General features: G+C 62.4%; 19 protein-coding genes. 10 read left to right on the top strand and 9 right to left on the bottom strand.

Annotation, left to right across the window (positions count from 1 at the left end):
* Window positions 1–11: 11 nt before the first annotated feature.
* The 5 genes from FJ546_RS22240 to FJ546_RS22225 all read right to left on the bottom strand — a co-directional run bounded on the left by FJ546_RS22240 (window position 12) and on the right by FJ546_RS22225 (window position 7,268).
* Complete coding sequence (locus FJ546_RS22240) at window positions 12–1,385, bottom strand: RHS repeat-associated core domain-containing protein (RefSeq protein WP_140891294.1); 1,374 nt, start codon at window positions 1,383–1,385, stop codon at window positions 12–14.
* Window positions 1,386–1,544: 159 nt separating this feature from the next.
* Window positions 1,545–3,044 (bottom strand): RHS repeat protein, encoded by a 1,500-nt coding sequence (locus tag FJ546_RS22235; protein WP_140891293.1) that lies wholly within the window; start codon window positions 3,042–3,044, stop codon window positions 1,545–1,547.
* 22 nt (window positions 3,045–3,066) lie between these two features.
* Window positions 3,067–5,355 carry a toxin TcdB middle/N-terminal domain-containing protein gene (locus FJ546_RS22230; protein ID WP_181168038.1) on the bottom strand — a complete coding sequence of 763 codons (2,289 nt, stop codon included), beginning with the start codon at window positions 5,353–5,355 and terminating at the stop codon, window positions 3,067–3,069.
* Entirely contained in the window at window positions 5,324–6,169 is an 846-nt protein-coding gene (locus FJ546_RS31290; RefSeq protein ID WP_181168037.1) for a hypothetical protein, read from the bottom strand. The genes FJ546_RS22230 and FJ546_RS31290 overlap by 32 nt, the downstream gene beginning before the upstream one ends.
* A gap of 460 nt (window positions 6,170–6,629) precedes the next feature.
* Complete coding sequence (locus FJ546_RS22225) at window positions 6,630–7,268, bottom strand: MarR family winged helix-turn-helix transcriptional regulator (protein ID WP_140891292.1); 639 nt, start codon at window positions 7,266–7,268, stop codon at window positions 6,630–6,632.
* Between the two features lie 120 nt (window positions 7,269–7,388).
* Here FJ546_RS22225 and FJ546_RS22220 point away from each other — a divergent pair, with 120 nt between their 5' ends.
* Window positions 7,389–8,918 carry an MDR family MFS transporter gene (locus FJ546_RS22220; protein ID WP_140891291.1) on the top strand — a complete coding sequence of 510 codons (1,530 nt, stop codon included), beginning with the start codon at window positions 7,389–7,391 and terminating at the stop codon, window positions 8,916–8,918.
* Window positions 8,919–9,039: 121 nt separating this feature from the next.
* Here FJ546_RS22220 and FJ546_RS22215 read toward each other — a convergent pair whose 3' ends face one another.
* Window positions 9,040–10,362 carry an MFS transporter gene (locus FJ546_RS22215; protein WP_140891290.1) on the bottom strand — a complete coding sequence of 441 codons (1,323 nt, stop codon included), beginning with the start codon at window positions 10,360–10,362 and terminating at the stop codon, window positions 9,040–9,042.
* Between the two features lie 215 nt (window positions 10,363–10,577).
* Here FJ546_RS22215 and cyoA point away from each other — a divergent pair, with 215 nt between their 5' ends.
* The 9 genes from cyoA to FJ546_RS22170 all read left to right on the top strand — a co-directional run bounded on the left by cyoA (window position 10,578) and on the right by FJ546_RS22170 (window position 19,753).
* Window positions 10,578–11,759, top strand: a complete 1,182-nt coding sequence (cyoA, locus tag FJ546_RS22210; RefSeq protein ID WP_140891289.1) for a ubiquinol oxidase subunit II — start codon at window positions 10,578–10,580, stop codon at window positions 11,757–11,759.
* A gap of 10 nt (window positions 11,760–11,769) precedes the next feature.
* Window positions 11,770–13,767, top strand: a complete 1,998-nt coding sequence (gene cyoB, locus FJ546_RS22205) for a cytochrome o ubiquinol oxidase subunit I (protein WP_140891288.1) — start codon at window positions 11,770–11,772, stop codon at window positions 13,765–13,767.
* Between the two features lie 3 nt (window positions 13,768–13,770).
* Window positions 13,771–14,403 carry a cytochrome o ubiquinol oxidase subunit III gene (gene cyoC / locus FJ546_RS22200; RefSeq protein WP_210243117.1) on the top strand — a complete coding sequence of 211 codons (633 nt, stop codon included), beginning with the start codon at window positions 13,771–13,773 and terminating at the stop codon, window positions 14,401–14,403.
* Window positions 14,400–14,777, top strand: a complete 378-nt coding sequence (cyoD, locus tag FJ546_RS22195) for a cytochrome o ubiquinol oxidase subunit IV (protein WP_140891286.1) — start codon at window positions 14,400–14,402, stop codon at window positions 14,775–14,777. The genes cyoC and cyoD overlap by 4 nt, the downstream gene beginning before the upstream one ends.
* A complete protein-coding gene (locus FJ546_RS22190; protein WP_246686914.1) occupies window positions 14,774–15,583 on the top strand; it encodes an SURF1 family protein in 810 nt (269 codons plus the stop codon). The genes cyoD and FJ546_RS22190 overlap by 4 nt, the downstream gene beginning before the upstream one ends.
* On the top strand, window positions 15,583–16,935 hold the full coding sequence (locus FJ546_RS22185; protein WP_140891285.1) for an ATP-binding protein: 1,353 nt from the start codon (window positions 15,583–15,585) through the stop codon (window positions 16,933–16,935). Before FJ546_RS22190 ends, FJ546_RS22185 begins: the two co-directional genes overlap by 1 nt.
* Window positions 16,925–17,461, top strand: coding sequence for a response regulator transcription factor (locus FJ546_RS22180; RefSeq protein WP_032933110.1), 537 nt, complete (start codon window positions 16,925–16,927; stop codon window positions 17,459–17,461). The genes FJ546_RS22185 and FJ546_RS22180 overlap by 11 nt, the downstream gene beginning before the upstream one ends.
* Before the next feature lie 319 nt (window positions 17,462–17,780).
* A complete protein-coding gene (locus FJ546_RS22175) occupies window positions 17,781–18,389 on the top strand; it encodes an isochorismatase family cysteine hydrolase (protein WP_140891342.1) in 609 nt (202 codons plus the stop codon).
* Window positions 18,390–18,490: 101 nt separating this feature from the next.
* Window positions 18,491–19,753, top strand: coding sequence for a DUF763 domain-containing protein (locus tag FJ546_RS22170; RefSeq protein WP_140891284.1), 1,263 nt, complete (start codon window positions 18,491–18,493; stop codon window positions 19,751–19,753).
* Window positions 19,754–19,788: 35 nt separating this feature from the next.
* Here FJ546_RS22170 and FJ546_RS22165 read toward each other — a convergent pair whose 3' ends face one another.
* The 3 genes from FJ546_RS22165 to FJ546_RS22155 all read right to left on the bottom strand — a co-directional run bounded on the left by FJ546_RS22165 (window position 19,789) and on the right by FJ546_RS22155 (window position 22,419).
* A complete protein-coding gene (locus FJ546_RS22165; protein WP_140891283.1) occupies window positions 19,789–20,232 on the bottom strand; it encodes a PPC domain-containing DNA-binding protein in 444 nt (147 codons plus the stop codon).
* A 57-nt stretch (window positions 20,233–20,289) separates the two neighbouring features.
* On the bottom strand, window positions 20,290–20,607 hold the full coding sequence (locus FJ546_RS22160) for a plasmid stabilization protein (protein WP_140891282.1): 318 nt from the start codon (window positions 20,605–20,607) through the stop codon (window positions 20,290–20,292).
* A 99-nt stretch (window positions 20,608–20,706) separates the two neighbouring features.
* Window positions 20,707–22,419 carry an HAD-IIB family hydrolase gene (locus tag FJ546_RS22155; RefSeq protein WP_140891281.1) on the bottom strand — a complete coding sequence of 571 codons (1,713 nt, stop codon included), beginning with the start codon at window positions 22,417–22,419 and terminating at the stop codon, window positions 20,707–20,709.
* Window positions 22,420–22,422 lie beyond the last annotated feature (3 nt).

The raw sequence follows: 22,422 nt of genomic DNA, 5'->3' as shown, positions 1-22,422 counted from the left end.
GTTTTCCTAATCTACTTATTTTGAGCCGAATCGTTCACATTCGAAGTGATATTGCCATCAGATTTTTCTGACTTTGTGTCGGTATCTTTTGCCGTTTCGGACTTTGTCTTAGATAGGGCGTCAGGGTTTTTTTCAATGTAATCCTTCATCCGGGATCGAAGGGCCGCGTATTCTTGGCGCGCTTTCTCTGGCGTAATTTGATGAGTCTCCAGCAAGTGATTTATCGTATCTAGCTGACGACGCACATCTACATTGTATTCTCTATGAGAGGCTGTAAATCCTCTCTGTAGAGCTGGCATGAGGTTTTCCTTGGCGTCTAGGTCAATGTCCAAGGCTTTTATCAAAGGATGGTTTCTGAAACTATTAGCTATGATGTGGTGATTTTCCAATTTTGCCAACCACCCCATCCTAGCGGAAACCGCGGTGGTTGCGGCATATTTCCCGAGCGCAGCGGCTGTGTCATCGAAAGCGGTTGGTGTGGTGTTCGAGAAATTTGTGACTGCGTCCGCGTACGGTTCATATGCAGCGCCCACCTCAACGACAGGACCAGCGACCATGTTCATCGCAGACGCAAGTGAATTGAGCGCTACATCTGCATTGCGATAGCCGGTGTCGAATGGCCCAATTGGGCCTTCGCCCCAGTACCCTGGATCGCCATCCGCATGCCCATTCCTATCAGCCTTATTGACCGGATCATTCTGCGCATAGGCATACCGATTGGTCCCAACACCCGGCAATGTCGGATCCCAATCATCCGGCGAGATGAACCGCCCCAGCACCGGATCCATGTACCGCGCATTGAGATACATCAGCCCGGTCTCGGGATCGAAGCGTTCGCCGATGTAGCTCTTCTGCGTCTGGAAGCCGGTGTTGAGGCGCTCGCCGTAGGTGGCGTAGTTGGTTTGCTCGACGATGGCGCCCGAGGCATCAGTGACCATGCGCACCGAGGCCAGGTGGTCGCGATGGAGGAAATATTTGACGCCGTTGACGACCTTGATGTCGGGATGGGGGTAGCGGGTGTAGATTTCCGCGCCCGGTGTCGCCGGGTCGATCTCGACGGACGCGTCGGGATAGAGCGTCGTCGCGAAGCTTGATGTTTTCTTCGCGCGCGCTCCGTCCGGTCCATAGGCAAGGTTGACGGTGTTGGAGGCAAGGCTGACGGTCTTCAGCCGGTTGGCCGAGTCCCAGGCCAGCGTTCTGGTGCCATCGGAGATCATGTTGCCATTGGCGTCATAGGCGAGCGTCTTACTGCCGACCGCGGTTGGCGCATGCGGACGAGCCGCGCCCGCCGAGGGATAGACATAGGTGCCGGCCACACGGCTGCGTGAGATCAGATTGTCGTTGGCGGCATACGCGAATTGCTCGCTGAGCACGGCGTTGCCCAAATTGGTGCTCCAGATCAGCCGGTCGGCATCGTCATAGCCATAATTCCAGCTGTCGGAGGGTGTCCGCCCCGTGATGGTGGTGATGCGGCCGAGAGCGTCGCGCGCATACTGGTCGTCGAGCAGGATGGTGGCGCCCTTGGACGTGGTGATGCGCGTCAGTCAGCGGCGGGTCTGCGAATAACTGAAGCTTGTCTTCACGCCATTGGCGTAGGTGATCTCCTTCGTCTGGCCATCGGCTTCGTAGACGGTCGAGGTGATGTAGCCGGGAGCCGAGTAGAGCCTGTTGCCGGCGGTGTATTGCAGCGGGTCGTCCCAAGTGCCGAACCACAGGTCCGACGGCGCCTGATAATTCTTCAGGATCGTTTGGCCGGAGCGATCGTGGATGTCGACCGTGGTGTGTGTCAGGCCGGCAATGGTCGTGTCATGCCGGCCAAGCTTGCCAAGCCCGTCATAATTGTAGCTGTGCGTCGCCGTCGCATTGGTCGAGGTGGTGAGCTGGCCGATATTGTACCAATAGCTTGGAGCCGCCTGGTCATAGGTGTTCTGGGTGAGCACAACCGGGCTGCCGCCAGGTGCGGTTGCCGTCTTCAGCGTCAGCCGGTCCATCTGGTCGTAGCTGAGATTGGTGACTACGCCCCTGGCATCGGTCTGTTTGATAAGCCGGTTGGCGGCATCGTAGGTGTAGGTCCAGGTGCCGAGATCGGGATCGGTCGCCGACAGCCGGTTGCCGAGCATGTCGTAGGTGTAGGTCCAGGTCGAGCCGCTGGTGTCGGTAAGGCCGACCAACCGGCCAAGCACGTCGAAGGTACGGGTTTGCGCCAGCTGAAGACCGGCGAAGTCACGAACCACGCCCGCGACATCGCCGCGCGTCGACCATGCCGTTCGGGTCTGGTGGCCGAGCTCGTCGGTCATTGTCGTGCCATGCAGTCGCGGGGTGGTGGTGGGCGCGGTGGCCAGGTCGTTGAGATAGCTGCGCTGGCTGCCATCCGGATTGACGGTCTTCGTCAGCCGGTCGGCCCAGTCGTAGCTGTTGGTGGTCCACCGCGCGGTCTCGCCGACGAAGCGGGTGAAATCCGTGCGCAAGATATTGCCGCGTGGATCGTAGTCGGTGTCGGCAATGCGCCGTGGCCCGGCAGCCGTCTCTCCGGGCATTTCCACGTGGTAGGCCCGGCCAAGCCCATCGTACCACGAGATGGTAAAATCCTCCCCCGCTCCATTGGGCAGGGGCGTGTATTTGATCAGCGCCTGCGCCCCGGGATTGCCCTCGCTGACAAACTGGTTCCTGACATAGACGCCGGTGACGCTCTGCGAGATCTGGTACGGACGGCAGAACGGATCGTAGGTGAAGGTTTTCACCAGGCCGTTGAAGTCGGTCCTGGTCGCCGGCAGGCCGCAGACAGAATTGTAGGTGGCGGTCGAGACGAAGCGCGTATCGGCACTCTGCCCGCCCGTCGCGAAGTAACGCGGCGCCCGCTCGGTTACGGGGTAGATGTGATAGGTGGCGTCATAGTCCCATTCGGTCTTGTGGCCGAGGCCATTGGTGGCCGAGATCTTGTTGCCATAGCTGTCATAGGTAAAGTACTGACTCACCGACTTTTGCGGCGTCGAGGTGACATCGCTGGAGGTCAGCACCCAGGTCAGATTGCCCTTAGTCGGCACCGCCCAGACGTCGGTATTCCCGTCATAGTAATTGTGCCTGTAGCCGACAGGGATCGGTGCTGGTCAGGCCGGCATGCGTCCGCTCGGCAATCAGGGCGGAGACGATGTAGGCCGAGGTGTTAGGCGAGAAGAAGCGCTCGGTCCAGGTCTCGTCGCCGCTGGCGTCAGTACGGCCATAGTCCTTCAGGCTGACGACATTGTTGTAGGCATCGAAGCCGCGCTCGACCCGGAGCGTGTACGTGACGTTCTCGATGAACGTAGTGTCGGTCGCCGTGTTTTGCACGGTGTAGGGCTTGCTCGCCGTGTTGACCGCATAGGTCTCGGCCACCTGTTTGTGCACGGTGCCCGCGCCATCCTTCCAAACTGTCAGCGACGGCAGGCCGTAGCTCGCCAGATCCTGGCGATAGGTGGTCGTCACCGTCGAGGGCGCCGTCTCGCCATTGGCGAGCGGTTTTGTCTCGACGATCGAGGCGAAGCCCAGGAACTTGCGCGCCGCCGGGTCATACTTGCCGCCGGCATACTGATAGCTGCTCACCGCCGTCTGGCCCCGGCCGTCGCTGACGGAGAGCTTCGTCACCGCATGCACCAGCTGCGGCAGGTAGTTGTTGGTCCAGGTCGACGACGGCGAGTACTCGGCCGCAACCGTGCCGCCGAGTTCCGTGGTGATCTGCTTCAACAGGTTTGGATTGCCGGTGCCAGCGTTCGAGATGAACATGTGGCTGTAGTCGGTGAAGTCGGGCAGGCCGTCGCCGTTGAAGTCGCCGACGACAGAGCTCGCATTGAGCGCAACCGGCAGCGCGAACTCTACGGGGGTGATCGCCGTCGACGACGGCTGCAGCGAATAGATCTTCACCCCAGCCACTCTCTGCGGCTGCCTCACCTCGTTTCCGGCGATGGTGATGGCGTCCATCCTGCCATCGTTGTCGAAGTCGCGGAGCACAAGGGATGCGCCAGAAAGTGACGGGACCGAATAGAATTTGAAACCCGTGCCGGTCGATAGCCAAATCGCGATAGTGCTGGATCCGGGGTTGAAGCTAACGAGGTCCGAGGCGCCATCGCCGTTGACATCGGCGAACGCGCAAATGCCGCCCTGGGTATCGTTCGGGCAGCCGGCGCCAAACGTTGATCCTGTCGGCTGCCACTTGCCGCTTACAAGGACACTTTTTTGTATTCCACCGTTGGCCCAGAATGCCGGTTGCTGATGGCCATTGCCGAGGAAATCGCCAATGCCCAACATTTTGGGGGCATTGCCACCAGGCGTCACAAATTCCAGCGTATCAAGCCCATCACCATTTGTGTCGGCCACGAACGACGGACCTGGAAGACGCGTGACCACATCGCTGTAGGACGGCAGGGCAGCGCATACGGCCTCGTAACCAGCCGGAGGCGACGGAAGACAATTGGCGCTTGTTAGGGCAAGCTGCGGATCAGACAGGATTAGAGAGCTGGAGGCCGTATATTTGTATGAGGTAGTGCCCTTATTTCCATTATAGGTTGACTGCGTCGAGAAGAGAGATACAGGAAAATCCACCGTGTTTTTCGTTGCCAGAAAACGACCTGCACCATAGTCGATGAATTCGGAAGTCGCGGGTGAATAGGGATCGGTAGAGGGTGACGTCGGTCCCATGAATAATGATTTAATATCATAGGACGCGGCGTTGCCGAAGAACTTTATTATTCGCTTATATGCGCGGTAGTAAGTTGTGAATTCACCCCGATCAGTTCTTACCTGTTTCGATTCTACATAGTTGCCGAATATCTCATCTCTACCGTCGAAATCGAGATCCCCAACCTCATTTGGCTTGTTGGCGGCGAAATCTCCCCATACCAGTGGCTGATTATAAATATCCGACGTCACGGTCGAATAAACCCCATCGGTGTTCTGATAGGTCATCTGAGCAATGACCTTCGACGTCCCGCCGGTGATGGTGCCGTCTGCGGTGCCGGTGGCATCGGTGCCGAAGCGGGTGACCTGGGTCAGCCGGGAGGTGTTGGAGAACGGCGCCTGATCATAGGTCAGTTTGTAGGCGCCGCGCACGGCACCGTTGACGAGCACGCCGATCGTCTTGATGCGCCGGCTGGTTTCGGAGATGTCGCGGCCATTGCCCATCAGGATCATGTCCGGACGGGTCTCGTAGTAGAATTTCACGACATTGCCGTTGTAGACGACGCTGTCGGAGTAGCAGACCGGGCTTGCCGGGCAGCTATAGTTGTAGATGACCGTGTTGCCATTGGTGTCGGTCACCGAGGTCAGCAGCCAGCGATAGCTGTAGGCCAGATCATAGGCCGGCGTGCCGGCGGTCGGCGTCAAATTGGCAACCGCCGCCACCGGGCGGAAGGTCGAGACGGTGCCCGTCGCGATCCGTCACCTTCCATTCATTGGTGGCGCTGTTCAGCGCGATACGGCGATAGGATTCGTTCTCGGTCGCATGCGTGCCGCCGGTCGCGCAGGAGGGCGAAACCATGCCGGCGGTGCAGGCCACCATCGCCTGGCCGTCGAGCAGATAGATGTCGTTGGCGTCATAGGCCGGCATGCCATAGCCCGGACTCGCCCGTTCGATGACGTCGAAACCATCGAGACCCCAGGCATAGCCGAGCCAGCCCTGGTAGAGGCCGCCGAGCTTGGTCTTGCGCGAGGAATTGTAGTTGAGCGCGATCTGCGGCTCGATGCCGTGGAAGGCGGGAACGTCGATGCCGATGGCATAGCCGAGATTGCCGTTGCCGGCGGCCTTGGGCAAATCCACCTTCGGTGTGCCGATCGCTTCGGGATCGCCGCTGTCGGTCGTCGTGGTCGCGGCAGCCATTGCCTGCGCCGCCGGCTCCTCGGGGGCGGCCTCTGTGTCCGTGGTCTTGGCCGTCTCGGCGTCGCCCGCCTTGGTGCCATCTGTACTGCTGCTGCCGTCGCCGGCTTTGGCGTCGGCCGGCTTGGCGCCGACTTTCGCCGCCGCGTCCGGGCTGCCAGACCCTGATGAACCATCTCCGGTTGACTGCGCCGACGAAGAACTCGACGGGCTGCCCGCGGCCTGTCCGCCGGCTCCCAGCGCTGCCCCGCCATTGCCGTAACCGGCGGCAGAGTTTCCTGCAGTCGCCGAAGAGCTTTGGTTCTCCTGCGCGAGTGCTGCCATTCCTGCACTTCGGCTAATATAAGAGACAGCAGAAATATCCGCGCCGACGACACTCGCGGCAAGCACTGCCGCGCCAAAAAGCAACCGTTTCATGAGTCCCCCGAGCCAAGTTGCTTATCGTTACGCACCTTTCATTTGGTGGATACGACACGCTCTCGTCGAAAAGCCAATATCCACAGACTTATTTTCGGGGGAGAAATAAGAACACTGCGCAAGCTCAGTGAATGTCAGACGGATCGAGCGTCTTTCGAATGATGCGATCCATCGCGCTGCATAGCCGGCACAGAAAGGCGGCGGAGAATTTCATGGTGACGGGCGCTGCACTTGTCATCCGCCAAGGATGGGCACGGACAACTCTTCGCCAGCTCTATCGCCTTCGACGGCAATGATCCATGCGCGCGCCTGTCGTGCGCTTCATCGGTTCGTGACAGCTCCGGCTGGCGGTCGAGCCCGGCAGGCTCTACACCCGTTCCATCTCGTCCATCATCTGCTTCACCGCATCCGCCGCCCTGCGCATGCTCGCTTCGTCCGTGGCCCAGCCGGCGAAGCGTTCCAGCAGGGTGGCGAACGTCACCAGCTCCTGCTCGTCCCATTGCGCCAGTGCCTCGGCGAAAATCCGCCATTTGGTCTGGCGCACCGCGCTCACCAGGCGCTCGCCCCTGGCGGTGAGCCTGAGGCAAATGCGGCGGGCATCGAGTTGCGATGCGACGCGCAAGGCGTAGCCGCGCTCGACGATATCGGCCGAGATGCGGCTGGCGCGGGACGGGTCGATGCCCAGGCGCTCGGCGATGTTGCCGACCGTCACCTCGTCCGGCGGTGCGTCGCCGACGGCCGGATTGTGCGCGATGGCGATGATCACATCGAGATGGCTCACCTCCAGCGAAGGGTCGATGCGGGCCAGGATCAAACGGCCGAAGTCCCGGCGCTGTATGGAGCGGCGTACCTTGTTCAACACCGCATCGATGGCGGCGACGGCGTCGGCCGCCGCGTCCGACAGGCCGTTGCTGCGCGCCAGATCGGCGAGATCCTGATCGCCATGCGTCTGGCACACGCCGGAAAATCGGTCGGCCTTGCCCGGCCCGGTATCGTTGCTGCTCATGTCACAGCGCGCTAGCAAAAATACATGCCGATGTCAATTGCATGCTTATAGCATATATTTGATGTTGACATATATCTGCCCGCGGGCACATAAACCGGCCCCGAACGTCGGAGACACCCCATGAGCATCGACTCGACCCTCCCGGATGCGTCGCCCGTAGAGGCCGCAGCCAAGCCCGACATGACGACGCTGGTCGTCTATTGCGGCGCGCTGATCGCCATGTTCATGGCCACCATCGACATGCAGATCGTCGTCACCGCCTTGCCCACCATTGCCGGCGAACTCGGCAATTTGCATCTGTTCGGCTGGGTCGGCGCCGCCTATCTGCTGTCCACCGCCGCCGTCGCGCCCTTCTATGGCAAGCTCGGCGACATGTATGGCCGCAAGAACGTGGTGTTGACGGCGATCGCCTTGTTCCTGCTGGGTTCGCTGGTCTGCGGCATGGCCTGGTCTATGGAGAGCCTGATCGCGGCGCGTGTCCTGCAAGGCATCGGCGGCGGCGGCCTGATGGTCTCGGCCTTCGCCATGATCGGCGAACTGTTCGGGCCGCGCGACCGCGCCAAATACCAGGGCTACAGTTCGGCTGTGTTCGCGCTGTCGTCGGTCCTCGGCCCCTTGGCCGGCGGCTATATCACCAGCCTGTTCGGCTGGCGCTGGGTGTTCCTGGTCAATCTGCCGATCGGCATCGTCGTGCTGGCGATCCTGGCATTCGCCATGCGCAGCCGGTTCAACGAGAAGAGGCACCGCATCGACTATCTGGGCGGCTTGCTGCTGGCCATCGGCACCACGGCAATCGTCTATTGGGGCTATCATGTGCTCGACCCCGCCGGGCCGGACCTGCTGACCTTCGTGCTGCCGGTCGTCGCGCTGGCGGCAATCGCCTCGTTCATCCTGGTCGAGCGGCGGGCGGAGGAGCCGATCGTGCCCTTGCGGCTGTTCGGCTCCTCGACGGTGCGCATCGTCTCGGGCGTGTCGGTGGTCGCCGGATCGGTGACGCTCGGCATGTTCTTCTACTTCGCGCTTTACATGCAGACGTTGACCGGGCTCAGTCCGGCCGAAGTCGGCTTCCTGTTCCTGCCGGCTTCCCTGACCTCGATGGTCGTCTCGATCGTGGCCGGGCGGGTGATTGCCGCGACCGGCCGCTACAAATGGATGCCGGTGGTGGCGATGGGTATTGGCGGGCTGCTGATGATAGGCTTTGTCTTCATCAATTCGCACACGCCGATCTGGGTGCTGGCGGTGATGATGGGCATGTTCGGCATCAGCATGGGCCTGCAATTCCAGGTGCTGATCGTGGCGATCCAGGCCGCCGCACCGCTGCAGGATATCGGCGCGGTGACGTCGCTGATCACCCAGGCGCGCACGATCGGGGCATCGCTGGGACTGGCGCTGAACGGCGCGGTGATGAGCTGGGCCCTGAACCGGCAGACTTCGCAGCTTCCCGCCGATGCCGCCGCTCTGCTGCCGGATGGCTTGACCGGGCTGGACCCGCATCTGGCGTCAAGCCTGCCGGCCGCGGTCCGCGACGTGGTGCTCGCCCATTATTCGAGTGGGTTCAACGTGATGTTCATCTGGGTGGCGGCGCTCTATTTCGTCGCCATGGCGCTGACGCTTCTGCTCGAGGATATCCAGATCCCGAAGCGGGGCTAGAGCAATTCCAGGAAAAGTGTAAGCGGTTTTCCCGGGAAAAGCGCGTAGCGCTTTCCCTTGGGAATTGCGTCAAAACAAAGAGTTAGAGCGATTCGTCGTTTCCATGAAACGGTGAAACGCTCTAGTCGGGCTGACGGTCCGCGGCCGGACGGCGCCTGTCGATCCACAGGGCCAGCAATGTGCAGGCAGCGCCCGACAGCAGATAGGCGCCGGCGGCGATGAGGCCGAAATTGCCGGCCAGCAGCAGGGCTGCGAGCGGGGCGAAGCCGGCGCCGAACATCCACGCCAGATCCGAGGTGATCGCCGAGCCGGTATAGCGATATTGCCGCGAAAAGCTCGAGGCGACGGCGCCCGACGATTGCCCGAAGCTCAGCCCCAGCAGGATGAAGCCCAGCACCATGAACAGCGCCTCGCCGACGGCGCCGCCATCCAGGAGCTGTGGGGCAAAGCCGCTGAAGGTCGCGATGGCGATCGCCGAACCGCCGAGCAGCGCACGGCGTCCGACGCGATCGGCCAGTGGCCCCGAGGCGACGATGGCCGCAATGCCGAACAGCGCGCTCACCGCCTCGATCATCAGGAAGCGTGCCGGCCCCTCATTGGTGAACAGGAACACCCAGGAAAGCGGAAACACCGTGACCATGTGGAACAGGGCGAAACTCGCCAGCGGCGCGAAGGCGCCGATCACGACGTTTTGGCCCTCGGCCCTGATCGTGTCCCTGATGCGCGTCGGCTGCAGGTCACCGCTCTCGTACAATTTCGAGAATTCAGGCGTGACGACAATGCGCAGCCTGGCGAACAGGGCCACGACATTGATGGCGAAGGCGACGAAGAAGGGATAGCGCCAGCCCCAGGAGAAGAAGTCGTCGGCCGACAGGTTGGCGACGAAGAAGGCGAAGAGGGAGCTTGCCACGATAAGGCCGATCGGCGCGCCCAGCTGCGGGATCATGGCATAGAAGCCGCGTCGGTTCTGCGGCGCGTTCAGCGCCAGCAGCGAGGGCAGTCCGTCCCATGTTCCGCCGAGCGCCAGCCCCTGGCCGATGCGGGCAAGCGCCAAAAGCCACACCGCGACCGCACCGATGTCGCCATAGGCCGGCAGAAACGCGATGGCGACGGTCGACGTGCCGAGCAGGAACAGCGCGATCGTCAGTTTCGCGCCGCGGCCATAGGCGCGGTCGATGGCCATGAACAGCACGGAGCCGAACGGACGCGCGACGAAGGCCAGCGCGAAGATGCAGAAGGAATAGAGCGTGCCGACGAGCGGATCGTGGGTCGGAAACACCAGCTTGGGAAACACGATGACGGAGGCGATCGCATAGACGAAGAAGTCGAAGAACTCCGAGGTCCTGCCGACGATCACGCCGACCGCGATATCGCCCGCGCTGACCTGGCCATGCTGCGAGCCGATCAGCTCGCTGTTCGTTTCGGCAGTCGAAGTCTGAGCCATCTTATCCGTCGCCACCGCGTGGAATGAAGTGTCCGGAACCCAATTCCGGGGATTCCTCAAGGGTTCCATTGTGCACTGCACACTGCGCCAGAGCCAGGCCTGCTGGGCATTGGACAAATTGTCCAATGTCACCACAGCGCCGCGAGCAGTAGCCCTTGGATCGATACCGCACTGCAACATGAACGGTTGCGGCGGTCCATCGAGGGCAGCGTTTGATGAAACGATTTGGAGCCTTGCTTCTGTTCCCCCTGGCCGGGCTGTTGAGCGGCTGCGATCTGGTCGTGCTTGCGCCCGCCGGCGATGTCGCGGCCCAGCAGCGCGACCTGCTCGTGGTCTCGACCTTGTTGATGCTGGTCATCATCATCCCGGTCATGGCGCTGACGGTCTTCTTCGCCTGGCGCTATCGGCAATCCAACGCCGCGGCGACCTATGCTCCCGACTGGGATCATTCGACGAAGCTGGAGCTGGTGATCTGGGCGGCGCCCCTGCTCATCATCATCTGCCTTGGCGCGTTGACCTGGCTCGGCACGCATCTGCTCGATCCCTACCGCCGGATCGACCGCATCGAGCCCGGCCAGCCGGTCACTGAAGCGCACAAGCCGCTCCGGGTCGAGGTCGTGGCGCTCGACTGGAAATGGCTCTTCATCTATCCGGATTACGGCATCGCCTCCGTCAACGAGCTGGCGGCGCCGGTCAACCAGCCGATCGACTTCCGCATCACCTCGTCGGCGGTGATGAATTCCTTCTACATTCCAGCCCTTGCCGGGCAGATCTATGCCATGCCGGCGATGGAGACCAAGCTGCACGCCGTCATCAACCGGCCGGGCACCTATAGCGGCTTCTCGGCCAATTACAGCGGCGCCGGCTTTTCGGGGATGCGCTTTGCCTTCCACGGCCTGTCCGACCAGGCTTTCGACCAGTGGGTGGCGCAGGCCAGGGCCGCGACGGCGGCGCTCAGCCGCGACAACTATCTCGAACTTGAAAAGCCGAGCGAGAACGAGCCGGTCCGCCATTATGCCTCCGTCGATCCCGATCTTTATGGCGCCATCCTCAATCTGTGCGTCGAGCGCGGCAAGATGTGCATGAACGAGATGATGTCGATCGACGCCAAGGGCGGTCTCGGTCTTGCCGGTGTGCGCAACACGCTGCCGCTGCAATACGACAAGCTCGTCCGGCGTGGTGCGGTGTTCGGCAACGATCCCTCTTATGTCGCCAGCATCTGCACGGCGGAGGAGGCGGCTGCCGCGGCGCGCGCGGCCAGCGATGCGACGCCAAAGGATTGGCCGGCCAGGAATCTTTCCCCGCTGCGCGGGGCAGGGCTGCTGAGGCCCGGGACCGAGAGCCGTCGCGCCGAGGCGGATACGCCGTCGCTCGGCCTGCTGCGGCGCGAATTGTGAGAGACAGCCGATGCCCGATACGCTGACCAAATTCATTTTCGGCCGTCTCACCTGGGACTCGCTGCCGCTGCATGAGCCGATCGTCGTCGCCACCTTCGTCGCGGTGGCGCTCGGCGGCATCGCTCTTCTTGGAGCGATCACCTATTTCAAGCTGTGGACCTATCTCTGGCGCGAGTGGTTCACCAGCGTCGACCACAAGAAGATCGGCATCATGTACATGGTGCTCGGTCTCGTCATGCTGCTGCGCGGCTTCTCCGACGCCATCATGATGCGCCTGCAGCAGGCCATCGCCTTCAACGGTTCCGAAGGCTACCTCAATTCGCATCACTACGACCAGATATTCACCGCGCACGGCGTGATCATGATCTTCTTCGTGGCGATGCCCTTCGTCACTGGCCTGATGAACTTCGTCGTGCCGCTGCAGATCGGCGCGCGCGATGTCTCCTTCCCGTTCCTCAACAATTTCAGCTTCTGGATGACGGTTGGCGGCGCCATCCTGGTCATGGCCTCGCTGTTCGTCGGCGAATTCGCCCGCACCGGCTGGCTCGCCTATCCGCCGCTCTCCGGCATCGGCTACAGTCCGGATGTCGGCGTCGATTATTACATCTGGGCGCTGCAGGTGGCGGGCGTCGGCACCACGCTGTCGGGCATCAACCTGCTCTGCACGATCATCAAGATGCGCGCGCCCGGCATGACCATGATGCGCATGCCTATCTTCACCTGGACGTCGCTATGCACCAACGTGCTGATCGTGGCGTCCTTCCCGGTGCTGACGGCGGTGCTCTCGCTCTTGGCGCTCGACCGGTATGTCGGCACCAACTTCTTCACCAACGACTTTGGCGGCAATCCGATGATGTACGTGAATCTCATCTGGATATGGGGTCACCCGGAAGTCTACATCCTCATCCTGCCGCTGTTCGGCGTCTTTTCCGAGGTCACTTCCACCTTCTCCGGCAAGCGCCTGTTCGGCTACACCTCGATGGTCTACGCCACGGTGGTCATCACCATCCTGTCGTATCTGGTCTGGCTGCACCACTTCTTCACCATGGGCTCCGGCGCCAGCGTCAATTCCTTCTTCGGCATCACCACGATGATCATCTCGATCCCGACGGGAGCGAAAATATTCAACTGGCTGTTCACCATGTATCGCGGCCGCATCCGCTTCGAACTGCCGATGATGTGGACGATGGCCTTCATGCTCACCTTCGTCGTCGGCGGCATGACCGGCGTGCTGCTTGCCGTGCCGCCGGCGGACTTCGTGCTGCACAACAGCCTGTTCCTGATCGCGCATTTCCACAACGTCATCATCGGTGGTGTGCTGTTTGGCCTGTTCGCCGGCATCGCCTACTGGTGGCCCAAGGCCTTCGGCTTCAAGCTCGATCCGTTCTGGGGCAAGGTGTCCTTCTGGTGCTGGGTGGTCGGCTTCTGGTTCGCCTTCATGCCGCTCTACATACTCGGCCTGATGGGCGTGACGCGCCGCATGCGTGTCTTCGACGATCCCTCGCTGCAGATATGGTTCGTCATCGCCGCCTTCGGCGCGGTGCTGATCGCTGCCGGCATCGCGGCGTTCCTGATCCAGATCTTCGTCTCCATCCGCAAGCGCGAGGCCTTGACCGATCCGACCGGCGATCCCTGGGACGGCCGCACGCTCGAATGGTCGACCTCCTCGCCGCCGCCCGCCTACAACTTCGCCTTCACGCCGCTCGTGCGCGACAACGACGCCTGGTGGGACATGAAGAAGGCCGGCTACGTCAGGCCGCTCTCCGGCTTCAAGCCGATTCATATGCCTGAAAACACCGGCACCGGCGTCGTCCTGGCCGCCTTCAGCGTGGCGCTCGGCTTCGGCCTGATCTGGTACATCTGGTGGCTGGCGGCGCTGAGCTTCGTCTGCCTGATCACCACTGCGATCGGCCACACTTTCAACTATCACCGCGATTTCCACATTCCGGCTGCCGAGGTCACGCAGACGGAGGAGGCGAGGACGACGCTCCTTGCCGCCCAGGGCTAGGGTTTGAGCATGGATTCGAGTACAACCACGGCCGGCACCGGACCGGTCTTCCACCTGGAAGAAGAGCATGCGCACGCCGAAGGCAGCAGCACCATGCTCGGCTTCTGGCTCTATCTGATGAGCGACTGCCTGATCTTCGCCATGCTGTTCGCGGCCTATGGCGTGCTCGGCGGCAACTACGCGGCGGGGCCAGCTCCAAAGGACCTGTTCGATCTCGATCTGGTCGCGGTCAACACCACCATGCTGCTCTTGTCCTCGATCACCTATGGCTTTGCCATGCTGACCATGGACAAGGGCCGCGTCGCGGCGACGCAAGCGTGGCTTGCCGTGACCGGCCTATTCGGCCTGGCGTTCCTGTCGATCGAGCTCTACGAATTCGCACACATGATCCATGAAGGCGCCACGCCGCAGCGCAGCGCCTTCCTGTCGTCCTTCTTCACGCTGGTCGGAACGCACGGGCTGCACGTCACCTTCGGCATCGTCTGGCTGGTGACGCTGATGACGCAGGTCGCCCGTTTCGGCCTCATCGAGGCCAACCGCCGCCGGCTGATGTGCCTCTCGATGTTCTGGCATTTCCTCGACGTCGTCTGGATCGGCGTCTTCACCTTCGTCTATCTGATGGGGATGTTGCGATGAGCGCTCGTGATCATGCCGAGAGTCACGGCCACGCCAATGGCGGAGCCGCGCATGGATCGTTCAAGGGCTATCTGATCGGCTTCGTCCTGTCGGTGATCCTGACCGCCATTCCGTTCTGGCTGGTCATGAGCGGCGCCATCGACAACAAGCAGGCCACGGCTATCGTCGTCATGGCCTTCGCGGTGGTGCAGATCGTCGTCCATATGGTCTTCTTCCTGCATATGAACACCGCCTCTGAAGGCGGATGGTCGATGCTGGCACTGATCTTCACGCTGATCCTGGTCGTCATCGTGCTGACCGGCTCGCTCTGGGTCATGTACCACCTCAACGCCAACATGATGCCCGGGCTTCACGACATGCGCGAGATGCCATGAGCCCGGCGCCGGGCGCGGGGAGGACGACTGTCGAAGTAAGGATCGGGCGGGCCGGCATCAGCTTGCCCGCCGCGCCGGGAAAGGACGCCGGCAGATCATCCGCGTCGCGGCTTTTTCTCGCCTTGCTTGGGCTCCTCGGCGTGCTGGTGTTTGTTGGGCTCGGCATTTGGCAGCTGGAAAGGCGGGTCTGGAAGCTCGACCTGATCGCCCGCGTCGACCAGCGCATCCATGCGCCGGTTGTCGATGCGCCAGGTCCGGCGACATGGGGTGGCATGACCGCGGCCGGCGACGAGTATAGCCATGTGCGATTGGCCGGACGTTTTTTGGACGGCAAGAACACGCTCGTGCAGGCGGTGACGGAGCTTGGCGGCTATTGGGTGCTGACGCCGATGCGGACCGACCGTGGCTTCGTCGTGCTGGTCAACCGCGGCTTCATCCCCCAGGAGCGCAAGGCCGAGTTCGAACAGGAAAGCGGCGGCCTCGGTTCGGCGACCGTCATCGACGGCCTGTTGCGCATGAGCGAGCCGGGCGGCGGCTTCCTGCGCAGCAACGATGCGGCGGGCAATCGCTGGTATTCGCGCGAAGTCGCCGCCATCGCAGCCGCGCGCGGGCTGACGAACGACATCGCCCCTTATTTCGTCGATGCGGAAGCATCCGCGGGCTGGCCGCGCGGCGGCCTGACGGTCGTGGCTTTCCGCAACAGCCACCTCGTCTATGCTTTGACCTGGTTCACGCTCGCTGCGATACTTGCCGCAGCCCTGGCCGCGCCGATGATCGGCGCCCGCCGTCGGCGAGGACCGGCATGATGAGCGTCCTGACGCAAACGCTTCGCAACGACAAATCCTTCGCGGCCGCATCGCTTGCGGGCAGGAACGGCGCGGTCCCCGATCCCGACGCGGCGAACAGGAAGAATCTGCTCCTGCTCATCCAGCTGCGTTGGCTGGCGGTGGCGGGTCAGGTGCTCACCATTCTGGTGACGCAATACTGGTTCGACATCCCGCTGCCGCTGGGGGAGATGGCCGGGGTGGTGTTTTTCCTGGTCGGGCTGAACGTCTTCAGTCTGCTCGCTTCGCGCGGCGAGCGGCCGATCAGCAACGCGCAGCTGTTCGTCGCGCTCATCTTCGACATGGCGGCGCTGACGACCCAGCTTTATCTCAGCGGCGGTGCCTCGAACCCGTTCGTGTCGCTCTACCTGTTGCAGATCACGCTTGGCGCCGCGCTTTTGACACCCTGGTCCACCTGGAGCCTGGTGGCCGCCGCTTCCGCCTGCTTCGTCTTCCTCACCTTCCAGTTCCAGCCGATCGCCATCCCGCATCACGGCGGCAGCGACCTGCTGGCCCTGCATATCAGGGGCATGTTCATCTGCTTCGTGCTGGCGGCTGGCCTGATCGTCATCTTCATGACGCGTATCAACCGCAATCTGCGCGAGCGCGACGCCTATCTCGCCGATCTGCGCCAGCACTCGGCCGAGGAGGATCACATCGTTCGCATGGGCCTGCTGGCCTCCGGTGCCGCGCATGAATTGGGCACGCCGCTGTCGACCATCTCCGTCATTCTCTCCGACTGGCGCCAGATCCGCAGCGTCACGCGCAACCGCGAACTGGCCGGGGACGTCGCCGAAATGCAGGCGCAGATCGAACGCTGCAAGAGCATCGTGTCTGGCATCCTGATGTCGTCGGGGCAGGCACGGGGCGAGGGCACGATCCGCACCAGCATTCGCCATTTCCTCGACGATCTGGTCCAGGAATGGCGTGTCAGCCGCCAGCCGCTCAATCTGGAGTACAAGAACGATTTCGAACCTGACGAGCAGATCGTCTCCGACACGGCGCTGAAGCAGGTCATCTTCAACGTGTTCGACAATGCTCTGGAGGCATCGCAGGATTGGGTCGGCGTCGCCGCTGAGCGGCAGGGCGAGAAACTGGTGATTTCGGTGCGTGACCGCGGGCCGGGCTTTGACCAGGGTATTCTGGCCGCACTCGGTCAGCCCTATATGTCGAGCAAGGGACGGCCTGGCGGCGGCCTCGGCCTTTTCCTCGTCGTCAACGTGGTTCGAAAGCTGGGAGGCGACTTTTCGGCGCGCAACATGGAGCAGGGCGCCTGTGTTACGCTTTCGCTGCCGCTCGCGGCGCTGACCGATGGAGATGATCATGAGGCCTGATCGATCCCTGTTTATCGTCGAGGACGACGCCACCTTCGCGAAGACGCTGAAGCGCTCCTTCGAAAAGCGTGACTACGACGTCGTGGTCTGCCACGGCAGGGAAGACCTGCTCGGCGCCCTCGAAACAGCGGTTCCGGCCTACGCCGTCGTCGATCTCAAACTTGGCGCCGGCGGCTCCGGGCTGGAATGCGTCAAGCTGCTCAGCGCCCGTGACACGTCGATGAGGATCGTCGTGCTGACCGGTTTCGCCAGCATCGCCACGGCGGTCGAGGCGATCAAGCTTGGCGCATGTCATTACCTGGCCAAGCCCGCCAACACAGACGACATCGAAGCCGCCTTCGGCAGGGCCGAGGGCGATGTTTCCGTCTCGTTGAGCAGCCGTCCCACCTCGATCAAGAACCTCGAATGGGAGCGTATCCACGAAACGCTCGTCGAGACCGGCTTCAACATCTCCGAAACCGCGCGCCGGCTCGGCCTGCACCGACGCACTTTGGCCCGCAAGCTCGAGAAACGCGTGGTGAGGTAGGCTCAACCATCGTTCTTCAGTGTCGTGGTGCGGCAGGACTATTCCGCAGCAAACCCCCAGATAAGCCGCTGGCTTGATCCATAATTGCAGTGGGGCTGTAACGAGGCCGGATCGTCGAACGTGCCGACATGCGTCGCTCCTTGGTTGAGCGATGCGTCGTAGGTCGGGCTGAGCGGCGATCCACAGGCTGAACGCGTCGATCAATCGCGTTGGTTGCCGCCGGTTCACTCAGGAACGAGTCCTGGCTTATGGCGTTCCCATGTCCTGCGCAGCAATGGGAGAAGTCCATGAGAAGACACCGCCAGCCGAATATTCTTTGATGTCGGTGCCGGGCTTGGCATATGGGCCGTTGGGTCACGGGTGCATGCATGTCTGCGTGGATATGCAGCGGCTGTTTGCGGAACCGTCGCCGTGGGCGACGCCCTGGATCACGCGTGTCCTCCCCCAGATTGTGAGGCTCGTTGAAAGACGGGCAGAACAAACGGTCTTCACGCGCTTCCTGCCCGCGCAAAGGGCGGGGCAGGGCGTCGGGACTTGGAGGCGCTACTATGAGCGCTGGTCTTCGATGGCGATCGACAGTATCGGTCCGGAAATGGTCGAGCTGTTGCCGGCGTTGGCCGCTTACTGCCCGCCGGCGGCGGTCATCGACAAGCATATCTATTCGCCCTGGTTTGAAGGCCGTCTGCGAGCCTTTCTGATGGATCATGAGATCGATACGCTGGTCATCACCGGCGGGGAAACCGACGTGTGCGTTCTGGCCACGGTGCTCGGCGCGATCGATTTCGGCTATCGCGTGGTTCTCGTCACGGACGCGCTGTGCAGTTCTTCCGATGCAACGCACGACGCCCTGCTCACCGTCTATCGCCAACGTTTCGCGCAGCAGGTCGAAACGGTCGAGATGGAGACGGTTCTTTCGAACTGGACTTGATGTCACCAGGTGTCGAAGAGGCAGAAGCATCAGGTGCTTCTTCGCGCGGGTTCGGATACCTATCTGTCGAGACAGGACAGACATCGGAACAGGCAACGGAATTGGCGCAACGATCGGGCAGTGCTGATCTTCCACTTCACGGCGGTCGCGTGCCGAAATGGCTCGGCGACCGCATGACGCGCCTTGGCGCCGTGATGTGCGAGGCGATCATCCATCACTACGGCCGCAACGAGCTGCTGCGGCGTCTGGCGCATCCCTTCTGGTTCCAGTCCTTCGGTGCCGTCATGGGCATGGACTGGCATTCGTCCGGCATCACGACCAGCGTCGTCGGCGCCTTGAAACGCGGTCTGACGCCGCTGTCGGGCGAACTCGGCATTCATGTCTGCGGCGGCCGTGGCGCCCATTCGCGCAAAACTCCGCATGAACTGGCCGCCATCGGCGAGCGCATCGGCTTCGACGGACAGCGCCTGGCAGCCGTCAGCCGGCTTGTCGCCAAGGTGGACAGTGCCGCCGTCCAGGATGGGTTCGACCTCTATCTGCACGGCTTCATCGTCACCGACGACGGCGACTGGGTGGTGGTGCAGCAAGGCATGAACGGCGACAGCAAGGTGGCGCGCCGCTACCATTGGCTGTCCGAAGGTTTGAAGAGTTTCGTCGATCAGCCGCACGCCGCCATCGAGGGCGCCAACCAGGGCGAGATCGTCAACCTGACCGATCATCGTGCCGAGGCCTCGCGCCAGGGACAGCTGGACCTGCTCAAGGACCTCGGCCCGGACCGCATCCTGCGCGAATTCGCTGCCCTGGATGCCGGCACGGCAGCGGCTCCGGAACAGCCGATGCTGCCGCATCTGATCATGCCAGCTCACCATGATGTGCGCGAAAGCGATATCGTCATGCACCGCCTGCATGGCAACATGGCCGCTGCCGCCGAACGTGGCCCGGCGGACTTTTCCGAGCTTCTCCTGGTTCCTGGCGTGGGCGCGCGCACGGTGCGCGCGCTGGCGCTGGTCGCCGAAGTGGTGCATGGCGCGCCGTGCCGGTTTTCGGATCCGGGCCGGTTCTCACTCGCCCATGGCGGCAAGGACAGGCACCCGTTCCCCGTTCCGCTCAAGGTCTATGACGAGACGATCGGCGTGCTGAAGTCCGCGGTGCAGAAAGCCAGGCTTGGCCGCGACGAGGAAATCGGCGCGCTGCGGCGGCTCGACGATCAGTCGCGGCAGGTCGAACGATATGTCACCGGCCCCAGCCTGAAGGAAATCGTCGCCGGCGAATTCGACCAGTCGCACCTGCTTGGCGGCCGCAGTGTCTTTGGCTGGGAGCCGCCGCCGGACAAGGCACAGACGCAGTTGGACAAGAAGGCATGACAGGGGCAGGCTGAACTCCGCAGTCAGGCTCGAAATCAACCGTCCAGATCGATCAACGCAACGCCCAATTCCGGACGCCTGCTACGGCGCAGATGGCCGGGCGCCTCCACCAGGGTCACTTCCAGCGTCGGTCGCACCATGGCCTCAAGCAGGTGTCCGCCCCGGGTCGTGCCGTCGCTCAATCCCAACACCGTATGAACGTGGAGGCTGGGCTTGCCGTCATCGCCCAGCGCCACATCGCCGATGGCGCTCAAAACCTCGCATTGTTCGTCGATCGGGATTTTGCGGTAGGTCTTCGCATTGGGGTCGAACCAGCCCACGATCGCTCTTTCAAAGGCGCCGATCGCTGTCAGGGAAGCACTATCGACTCCTTGGTCGATCGCGAAGGCGGTCAGCGTGGCGAACGCTTCTTCGCCGGGGTCGAGCACCACGACAAATGTTCGCTGTCCGCTGGCCTCGTTGACGAGCCGCGATTTCATGCTTGTGCCCTCATCATGTTGGTCTTTCAGGACAGACCAAAGGGGTGTTTGTCGACGTCAATGGGCATGGTGCTCGGCATTCCGCTTGCGCGTTGCCGCGGCCTTCCTCGCCGATTCCGACCGACTTGCAGCTGGGCGTGCGGCTGACGCCTTGCCGCCGCTCTTGCCGCCCTTGTGTGCCGCCGGGTGGCCGGTGTGCTTGCCGCGCCCGGAGCCGCCTTCCTTCTTGCCGCCGCCATCATCCTTGTTGACCGTGGCCCAGGCGCGGCGTTCGGCCTCCTTGTCGGAGATGCCGCGCTTCTCATAGCCTTCCGCAATGTGGTCGGCTTTGCGCTCCTGCTTGTCGGTGTACTTCGATTTGTCGCCTCGTGGCATGGCCGTATCTCCTGTTGAACAGGGTCTGAACGTGAAGCCGCCGGATGAGTTCCAGCTGATGCCTGAAAAGCTCATGAACAGACAAAGCAGACGCGTGCGCTAGTCTTCCGGTGCTGTGGCGGGAGCCGTGTAGCGGCGGCGCACTGCATCAAGCACACGCTCGCGGCTCTCCTCGGCGGAGAGCTTTTTATCGTTCTCCGCCTCGGCGGTTTCGCGCGCCAGATCCTTGTCCCTGATCTGGTTGCGGAACCATTTGGAATAGTCGCCGGCACGCAGGTGGAACTCCCAGGTCTTGTCGTCGATGCCCTCGGCGATCTGAGCGAAAATCATCAGATTATGGGCCCTGAGGTTCATCGCATGGTCGGGGCCGTGGAAATAGAAACTGCCCGCCTCGTCGAGTTGCCCCTCGGCATATTTGCGGCTATGCCGCTTGAGGGATTGACGCGGCTCGATGACCTTGACCGTGGCGATCTTCTTGCGTTTCTGCGGTCGCCAGAACAGTACGCGCTCGCCCTTGGGCGAGGCCATGTCCCTTGGCAGGTGGATGCCGGTCTCGCTGCAGTAGGCCTTGAGGACATCCTTCGCCTTGGGGCCAAGGGCGATGATGGCGGTCACCAGGCGCAGCGCGTCGGTCGAGATCGCTTCGGGATGCACTGTGATCAGCACCGTGCCCGGCAATTCCAGGGACAGGATCGCGCGCGTATCATCACGCCGCTTGGGCAGAAGATGGTGCGCTTCGTCGATGATAAGCCAGTGCGGCCTGGCCGTTCGGCGTCGAAAACTGCCTAGGCCGGGCAGCAGGTCGGCAAAGAAATCTGGGCGTTCATTGACGCGCAGCGCCAATCCATTGATGACGACATTGCCATCGGCTTTCTCGATGAGGTCCAGCACTTGCGCCTTGGTCGGCGCGCTCGAGCCGTCGCCCAGACGCACGGCGCCTTCGAGGCCGTCATAATCGCCTTCGGGGTCGAAGATGCAGAATTGAAACCCGCTCTCGACGAAGCGTTCCGTCAGCGCGGTGGCCAGGGTGGACTTGCCGATGCCGGAGCTGCCGGCGATGAGGACCGTTTCGGTTGGCGACAGGTATATCTCGTCGCCGCCGGCGGAACCCAGGACGATGCCGTCATGCCGCCTCGGCAGGATGTCGTGATCGCGTTTGATCAGCCTGTCGACCAGTTCCTCCACGCCTTTCCCGCGTGCGCCACGCGTGACCAGATCCGCCGTGGTCTTGACCGCGGGAATCGCATTGTCGACGGCGACGCTGCAGCCGCAGGCCTTCAGAAAGGCATGGTCGTTCTCGGCGTCGCCGACACCGACCACATTGTGTGGCGAAAGCCGGAGATCCTGCAGCGCCGCGGCCAGCCCGGTGGCCTTGTTGATGCCGCTCGGCAGGATCATCACCGCGCCCTTGTTGAAGATGATTTCGAGTTCGAGCCCCATCGTCTTGATGGTTTCGAGGACGGTCGCCTGATGCGGCTCCCAGGTCGCGACGATCGACCGGCCGACGGACAGGGGCTTGACGCCCTGCTTCTTCAGTCTGGAGACGAATTCGACTTCCGGCGAAGGTGAGATGACCCGCTCTTCCTCACTGGCCGGCGTGTAGATCAGCGCTCCGTTTTCGGCGACCACCTTGTCGAAAAGGCCGATCTCGGGAAAGACGCGCTTGAGGTCGGGCAGCTCGCGCCCCGTGACGAGCACCAGCTTGCGGCCGCTTTTCTTGAACCGCTCCAGCGCGGCAAGGGTCTTCTTCGAGACGATCCCGTCATGCGCCAGCGTGCCGTCGTAGTCCGTCGCCAATGCGATGAAATACATTGC

The organism is Mesorhizobium sp. B2-4-19 (assembly GCF_006441315.1).
In the GTDB taxonomy this organism is placed as follows: domain Bacteria; phylum Pseudomonadota; class Alphaproteobacteria; order Rhizobiales; family Rhizobiaceae; genus Mesorhizobium.
Note: the sequence above shows the minus strand (reverse complement) of the source record. Positions and strands in the feature narration are given on the sequence as shown.

Bases quoted from the DNA above. Each gene is read 5' to 3' on its own strand.
- FJ546_RS31290 (WP_181168037.1), bottom strand. From the start codon at position 6,169: ATGGCAGCACTCGCGCAGGAGAACCAAAGCTCTTCGGCGACTGCAGGA.
- FJ546_RS22225 (WP_140891292.1), bottom strand. From the start codon at position 7,268: ATGAGCAGCAACGATACCGGGCCGGGCAAGGCCGACCGATTTTCCGGC.
- FJ546_RS22220 (WP_140891291.1), top strand. From the start codon at position 7,389: ATGAGCATCGACTCGACCCTCCCGGATGCGTCGCCCGTAGAGGCCGCA.
- FJ546_RS22215 (WP_140891290.1), bottom strand. From the start codon at position 10,362: ATGGCTCAGACTTCGACTGCCGAAACGAACAGCGAGCTGATCGGCTCG.
- cyoA (WP_140891289.1), top strand. From the start codon at position 10,578: ATGAAACGATTTGGAGCCTTGCTTCTGTTCCCCCTGGCCGGGCTGTTG.
- cyoB (WP_140891288.1), top strand. From the start codon at position 11,770: ATGCCCGATACGCTGACCAAATTCATTTTCGGCCGTCTCACCTGGGAC.
- cyoD (WP_140891286.1), top strand. From the start codon at position 14,400: ATGAGCGCTCGTGATCATGCCGAGAGTCACGGCCACGCCAATGGCGGA.
- FJ546_RS22190 (WP_246686914.1), top strand. From the start codon at position 14,774: ATGAGCCCGGCGCCGGGCGCGGGGAGGACGACTGTCGAAGTAAGGATC.
- FJ546_RS22185 (WP_140891285.1), top strand. From the start codon at position 15,583: ATGAGCGTCCTGACGCAAACGCTTCGCAACGACAAATCCTTCGCGGCC.
- FJ546_RS22180 (WP_032933110.1), top strand. From the start codon at position 16,925: ATGAGGCCTGATCGATCCCTGTTTATCGTCGAGGACGACGCCACCTTC.
- FJ546_RS22175 (WP_140891342.1), top strand. From the start codon at position 17,781: ATGTCGGTGCCGGGCTTGGCATATGGGCCGTTGGGTCACGGGTGCATG.
- FJ546_RS22165 (WP_140891283.1), bottom strand. From the start codon at position 20,232: ATGAAATCGCGGCTCGTCAACGAGGCCAGCGGACAGCGAACATTTGTC.
- FJ546_RS22160 (WP_140891282.1), bottom strand. From the start codon at position 20,607: ATGCCACGAGGCGACAAATCGAAGTACACCGACAAGCAGGAGCGCAAA.
- FJ546_RS22155 (WP_140891281.1), bottom strand. From the start codon at position 22,419: ATGTATTTCATCGCATTGGCGACGGACTACGACGGCACGCTGGCGCAT.